Below are 6,737 nucleotides of genomic sequence, written 5' to 3'. Positions count from 1 at the left end.
GCGTAAGATCGTCGGCAGCGTCAGATGTGTATAAGAGACAGATGTGTACACAGTTTAGGCTCTGGCAGTGTAGGCAGTAGAGTTCACCCTCCTTAACTATGCATTCAACTATCCTACCGATCCTATTGTCTCTAAGCACGATAGCGTTTGAATCTATGGCTATCTTCTCTATGAACGGCCCATATTTTTCTCAGAGTCTCCTTGACGTTAATTAAGCTACTGGTGTAAGAAAGGTTGTGGTGTGTGGTTTAGGCGAGTCAGTAATCAAGTTTGAGGTGTTTGATACATCTTTATGTCTCCGAGATTAACATCCTCGTCAAGCTTTATGTTTTCTATTTTAACGGGGAAGTAGCCGCTCTTTTCGATTCTAACCTCGTATGTCGAAGATTCTAAACCTTTGAACCAGAAGTCGCCGAATATGTCTGTTGTGGTTTCTCTTCTTTCCCCGGTTATGTTGTTGGTCAGCGTTACTCTGGCATTTTCGATGCATTCGTCTTTCTCAGGGTCGTATACAGCTCCTGTTAAGAATGGTTTCAGAAGTTCAGTGTGTAGGTAAAGTACTCTTGGCTTTACGTGTTCAAGGTTTGGTTTGAGGATTGATGCTTCCTTAATAAGGTCTTTGAAGTCTTCTTCTTCACCGAACTTAATAACCTCATTCGGGCAGGCGTCGACACATCTCGGGGCATCTCCTTTATCCACTAGGTGTGCGCAGCCTGTGCATTTCTGCGCTATGTTCAAGTTCTCGTTGAAGTAGATTACGTCAAACGGGCAAGCGTACAAGCAGTCTCTACAGCCGTTGCACTTTACTGGGTCGATGATTACAAGACCGTCTTTCCGCTTATAGATCGCCTTAACCTTACAGGATGGTATGCAAGGTGCCTCGTCGCAGTGGAAGCATAGGTAGGGGTAGTAGGTGACCTTAACCTTTGGATATGACCCCCTCTCCTTCTCAACCATCTTTAACCAGAAGTGTCCAGTAAATGGCTGCGCCTTTGCATACGGCAACCAGTCGTTGCCAACGTGCTCATCTTTGCAAGCTATCTGACAGGTGTAGCAGCCCTTGCAGAGCGATAGATCCACAATAAATACCTTCATTGCTTGACACCCACCCCAGATTCGTAACAAAGGCCGGCTGCGTAATGATAAGGTTTCATGAACGGAGTCGGGTAGCTACTAATCAGCTGACTTAAGTCAACCTTCTCGACGTTCACCAGGTAGCCGCTTACAACCATGCCGTGAGCATACTTTGATGTGGTCTTGATAGGTGCTATCAAGTCAATCGCGCCGCCTCTATCCAACTTGTCTTCAATCGATATTAAATCGGCTCTTGAACCGTGATCTACGTAAACGACGCCAGGCATGATTCGATGGGTTACGTACGCTCCGCATAATACTGAGCCCCGCTCATTGTAGACCCTCACTACGTCACCTGTTTTGACACCTAGCTTGGCCGCATCTAGCGGGTTGATCCAAACCGGCTCGTAGAGGTATCCGTCTGGCCCCTTGACCTTACAAGTAGGTATTTCACGCAGCCAAGCTGCGTCATCAAGCTGCGCATGCATCCTCCACCTCGGGTGGTTAGAGACTATTAGAAACGGGTACTTTTCAGCTCTTGGGTGGAGAAGGCTTTCTTGGTGGGACTCACCATAGGGTATGAAGTGTGGCACAGGCGGTCTTTCCTTATCATCAGGGAAGTGTTTTGCTAACCTCTCTGAGTAAAACTCTATCTTACCTGACGGTGTTGCCAACCGATGCTTCTCAGGATCTTCGTAAAACGCCCTCAGACCAGGCTTATACTTCTTCCACTCTGGATCGGTGGGCACAAGCCAGAAGCCCCTCTTCTTTAACTCCTCGAAGGTTATGTACTGAGCCGCCCCCGAATTCTCGAAACCAAGCTTTATCCAGTCCTCGATCGTCCTACCTTGAGTAAACTTCTCGTATATACCCTTGAAGTCCTCTGGGTACTTCTCTTCGAGCCGCTTGGCGATCAAGCAGCAGATCTCATAGTCGCTTTTAGATTCGCCTATTGGTTCGATGCACTTCCCCTCGTAGACGATGGCGAAGTGCTGCTTGGTTGACCACGCAGCCCCTATTATCCCGATATCTTCCTCCTCGAGTTTCGTTGAAACTGGTAGGATGAGGTCGGCGAAGAGGCAGTCATTCTCTAACCACATGTGTTGAGCTAGGATGAACTCTATCTTTGGGCTTCTGAAGGCTTCTATCATCCTGTATCCGCAGTTCCAGCAGGTTATCCAGCATCCATTTTCGTTCCAGATCATATGCACTTCGGGTAACCCTTCTACCGGATATGTGTACTTAACGAACTGCTCTGCTATATTCATCCTAGATTGTGACATGGCGTAGAAGGTTACGGGAGGATTTAGAATCGCTTCGTGGATTAAGGTCTTAGGAATGAACTGCTTTAACACCTCGCTGTACCACTCCTTTACTTTGTGATACGGTAGGAACCAGAGGCGTGAATAGACTCCGCCGTGAACGACACCCCAGATGAACGGGGCGAATAGAGGCCTCGGGAATGGTGTATCTAAACCTACACAGCTGTTATGTAGTTGTTGAACCCCAGGCTTCCCCACCCCTTGCATAGCCAGTAGCAGAACCTCAAGCCTACCTGGCTCATGAGCGTATGGTCCTCTGATGTATGGGCCGCCGAAGACGTGCCAGATTGAGGTTCTCTTTGTTGCCCAAAGCCTTGCTAGAGCCTTAATTATTCTAGCTGGGACGCCAGTTATCTCCTCAGCCCATTTGGGTGTCTTGGGGATGCCGTCTTCTTCGCCAAGAACATAGCTCTTAAACTTATCAAACCCAACTGTGTGTGTTGCGACGTATTCTTTATCATAGGTTCCCTCCGTGATCCAGATGTAGGCTATCGCTAGCTGCAGCGCAGCATCTGTATTAGGTCTTATCGGAATCCACTTATCAGCGTGAACCGCTGCAGCGTAGTTTAGATCTGGGCAGATGAATATCTGCTTTATCCCAACTTGTGTGAACCAGAACCCCCATAAGCTAAAGCCTTGGTCGCCGAACCCCCAGGTCGTGGTCTCATAGTCGCATCCCCAGCATAACATCACCTCCGTGTTCTCCAAGATGTCGGGTAATACGTTAGTCTGTGGATGCTGTAGACCGTCAGGCTCCATACCCCACACGTGCTTTGAACCCCACCACCACCCCTCCCAGCTGTCTGGGTTTCTCACAGCCCAGGTTGAGCCGCCTAGGTGTATGAGAAGCTCTGTGATAGTCGCGTGCATGCCGTGAACACTTTTCGTCTCTTGATGTCCGTCGGATAGAGCGAGGATTGCGTATGTCGATCCGTACTTGTCCTTTATCCGCTTTATCTCATCAGCTATTATGTCAAGGGCTTCGTCCCACGATATTCTCACATAGCCGCTCTTACCCCTATTTTCAGGATGCCTTTCGCCTTTCGGATCCCAGTCAACCCTCTTTAATGGGTACCTAACTCTGTTAGGAGAGTAGACGCGGTTCTTGTACACTATGGCGAATGGTGCGGCAAGTTCCTTCATCTTAGGGGCGAATCTTCTCCCCTTTGCCTCAACCTCCCAACGTATCTTCTCAAGCTCTTCTTTCGTATGCGCCCACTCATAGTGTACTGGCCTAATTCTTAATATTCTTCCGTTCTTGCAATCGACTTTAACCAGATTCCCTCCGTACCCGACGCCACATAACCCAAGTAGTTTATAATATGATTTGGTTTCTTCCTCTTTTTCCGCTGGGTCGAGGGAGGTAAGCAGACTTTCTTTTGGAATTTCCTCCGACACCGACTTATTTGGGTTGGGCATATTTCTGACGTTCATTAGCTTGGATATCGCCAACTTCTCCGCTTCGATGAACTCGGCTGTTAGTTGAGCAGCCTCCTTGTAGAAACCGTTCTCAGCACTCTTTAAGATGTCTTTGACAAGCCCGGGTGCCCACAAAGCAAGATGGTTGTTGATGAAATCGCGTTGAGCCTCCAGATACTTCTTTACCTCATCTAATCTTCCGCCATCGTTAAGCGCCTCGATGGTTCGACGGCAGAGGTAAGCCATAAATTGAAGCTCAACCGCTATGTGATCTTCAGGCTCCCTATATTCGTCAACCTTTCTAACCCCTAGTTTTCTATATGTCTCCACCACATCGTCTCTAAACTCTTGCATAATTGATCCGTTATCGCTTCTGTATGAGGACTCTGAGGGGTGGAACTTTCCAAAGCCTAGGAAGAGATGTGCGTACTCTTTCGCTAGCGAAGACTGAATCTGCTTCGAATCCTGCTTCAGAAGATCGTTTATCAGCATACGTAGAGAGCGCACGTGTTCAAGGACCTTTGCAAAAGCACCGTCTAGTAGCTCTGATTCAGCGGTTAAGATGCTGTCTACGTCGTTAAGGAGATTCTGCAACGATTCGGCCGTTGTCTCCTTCTCATAGATTTTTGAAAGCAGGGAATAAATCCTCCACCTAACCTGAAAAGGTCTCAAGTAGCTATCCAAATATCGCACCAATCTAGGCTAGCATTACCTTCTATTTAAAATTTAAAACTAGCGCTTCCAAACCATGCGTTAAACAGATAATAGCTATTCAACATTGCTCGTTTGGATATTGTTTAAGGAGTAATAGGGATTCTAGAAGTATTTGCTTGAATCAGGGGAACGCACATCTATATGCACGTCCAGAGCTTAACCAACGCTCCACAAAGTTTCAAGATACCGTGAAGCGTTTATCAACTATGGGAAGGATGAAAGAAAGTCAAGCACCCCTCTAACTAAATTCTAGAGCAATACGGAAGGTGACACACTCTATCCATAAGATGGTGGCATAAAGTAGGTGCGGAAGACAGAATATAGGTTTTTCAACTATTGCTGTCCTAAGGCTTAGTCCTACAGGTTTTTTAGTGTTTTCCTCTACTTTTTCCTTATCTTTCCGTTCGTAATGTTTAAATAATTCTTTACCCACTATCTTTTGCTATGGAAGACGGTGTATCTTCTAGGCGTGGTGTTTCTAGGAGGGGCTTCTTGACGGTTGCTGTCTCAGCTATAGTTGCTGGTGTCGTGGCTGGTGTTGGTGCGTACTATGCTGGTACATTGGCTGCTCCTGTGAAGGAGGTTGTTAAGGAGGTTACGAAAACAGTAACATCAACAACAACCCTAGCACCGGGAGCACCTGCAACTACAACCGTGACGATAACACCACCACCAACCACGATAACAAAAACAGTAACAACAACAGTAACGGCAACAACCACTACACCAACGAAGCCTCTTTTAGAGGGGCAGGAAGTTAGGGTTGGTGTAGTCTTACCTATTTCAGGTGCTCTTGCTACCTTTGGTCAACAAGGGCGTCGAGGTGTTGAATTAGCTGCCGAAGAGATCAACGGAGCTGGTGGGATTCTTGGGGCCAAGATCAAGCTATTTGTTGAGGATTTTGCAGGAGACCCTAAGGTTGCTCTGACGGCTACGGAGAAGGTGATAACCGTGGATAAGGTGCAGGTTGTGACCGGAGCCTACATGAGCGCAGCGATATCTACTATGCAGGAGCCCTGTGAGCGCTATAAGGTACCGTTGCTGGCAATAGGAGGGGCTGCTGATGAACTTACAGCCAAAGGGTATAAGTATTTCTTCCGTAATGTTCAGAGCGCATCTGAATTTACTCAAGCCACCATGGAATTTGTTAAGGAAGTCATCAAACCTAAGACTGTAGGTATAGTCTATGAAAAGACCCTACGCGGAGAGAGCACTAAAAACGCTTTTCTTAAACTTGCAGAGCAATACATGTTTACTGTCGTAGCAGAAGAAGGATATCCTGCTGGGAGCTTGGATTTCAAGCCTCTAATCGAAAAGCTGAAAGCCGCTAACCCCGATGTCTTACTCTTCGTAGCCTATATTACGGATGCCGTGTTAATGGCGAAGCAGATGGATGAGGTTGGTTACAAACCCAAAGCTGTTGTGGTGGAGGCTGGGATGCAAAACATCGATCTTTTAGAACTAGCTGGGAAATATGTGAAGGGCTGGTTCATTCAGACACAATATTGGCCAGATAGAAACTACCCAGATTACAACGAGGTTTATAAGGTGGGTCTAAAATTCTGGCAAAAATTCGGCAAACCTCTGGACAACATCGCCTGCGACGGCTACCTGAACCTCTACATACTGAAGGATGCTATCGAAAGGGCTAAGAGCCTAGATACAGAAGCGATCAGAAACGCCATAGCGGAGACCGATCTGGACATACCTTGGTTCGGGCACGTTAAATACGGTCCAAACGGTCACAGGGTAAATGCTTTAGAAACCTTCGCTATGTGCCAAATCCTTCCAGCCAAACCTAACACACCTTGGCAAGCCAATGGTCTGAGCTTCTACGCCGTATGGCCGGAAAAGATGAAGACAACCGAGCCGATCTATCCTATGCCAACATAACAAGCAGCTGAATAGGGCTACAGCGCAGATAAGCGAGAAGCGGTAAGGTACCGCCAGATTCACGACCAGCCCCTTCATATTTTTCCTCCACCCCTACTAAGGGTAGCGGTTTTAGAACCAGCTAGGATAAAAAGGCGAGGCTCCAACGTTGGACACGATGAGAAAGATGGTCAGGTGGGCCGGCCAGGATTTGAACCTGGGACCTACGCCGTGTCAGAGCGTGACAGCCCAGAGAGCTGTTGTCCTAACCAGACTAGACGACCGGCCCTCTTTCTGGGCATAGAGTTGTCAAACATGGGTTTATAATCGTTCTTG

General features: G+C 47.4%; 3 protein-coding genes and 1 tRNA gene. 1 reads left to right on the top strand and 3 read right to left on the bottom strand.

Annotated features, from left to right (window positions below; genetic code table 11):
• Window positions 1-264 precede the first annotated feature (264 nt).
• The gene (locus HA494_09430; protein ID NHV97982.1) at window positions 265-1,095 is read right to left on the bottom strand and encodes a 4Fe-4S binding protein; all 831 of its coding nucleotides are present in this window, start codon (window positions 1,093-1,095) and stop codon (window positions 265-267) included.
• Window positions 1,092-4,499: a molybdopterin-dependent oxidoreductase gene (locus HA494_09425; GenBank protein ID NHV97981.1), complete on the bottom strand. Its 3,408-nt coding sequence runs from the start codon at window positions 4,497-4,499 to the stop codon at window positions 1,092-1,094. Before HA494_09425 ends, HA494_09430 begins: the two co-directional genes overlap by 4 nt.
• Before the next feature lie 474 nt (window positions 4,500-4,973).
• Between HA494_09425 and HA494_09420 the strand changes: the two genes are divergently transcribed.
• A complete protein-coding gene (locus tag HA494_09420) occupies window positions 4,974-6,422 on the top strand; it encodes an ABC transporter substrate-binding protein (GenBank protein ID NHV97980.1) in 1,449 nt (482 codons plus the stop codon).
• Window positions 6,423-6,597: 175 nt separating this feature from the next.
• Here HA494_09420 and HA494_09415 read toward each other — a convergent pair.
• Window positions 6,598-6,690, bottom strand: a tRNA-Val gene (locus HA494_09415).
• Window positions 6,691-6,737: the final 47 nt, after the last annotated feature.

The sequence above is a fragment of the Nitrososphaerota archaeon genome, from assembly GCA_011605775.1.
Lineage (GTDB): Archaea > Thermoproteota > Nitrososphaeria > Nitrososphaerales > JAAOZN01 > JAAOZN01.
This window is presented reverse-complemented; position numbering and strand designations above follow the sequence as displayed.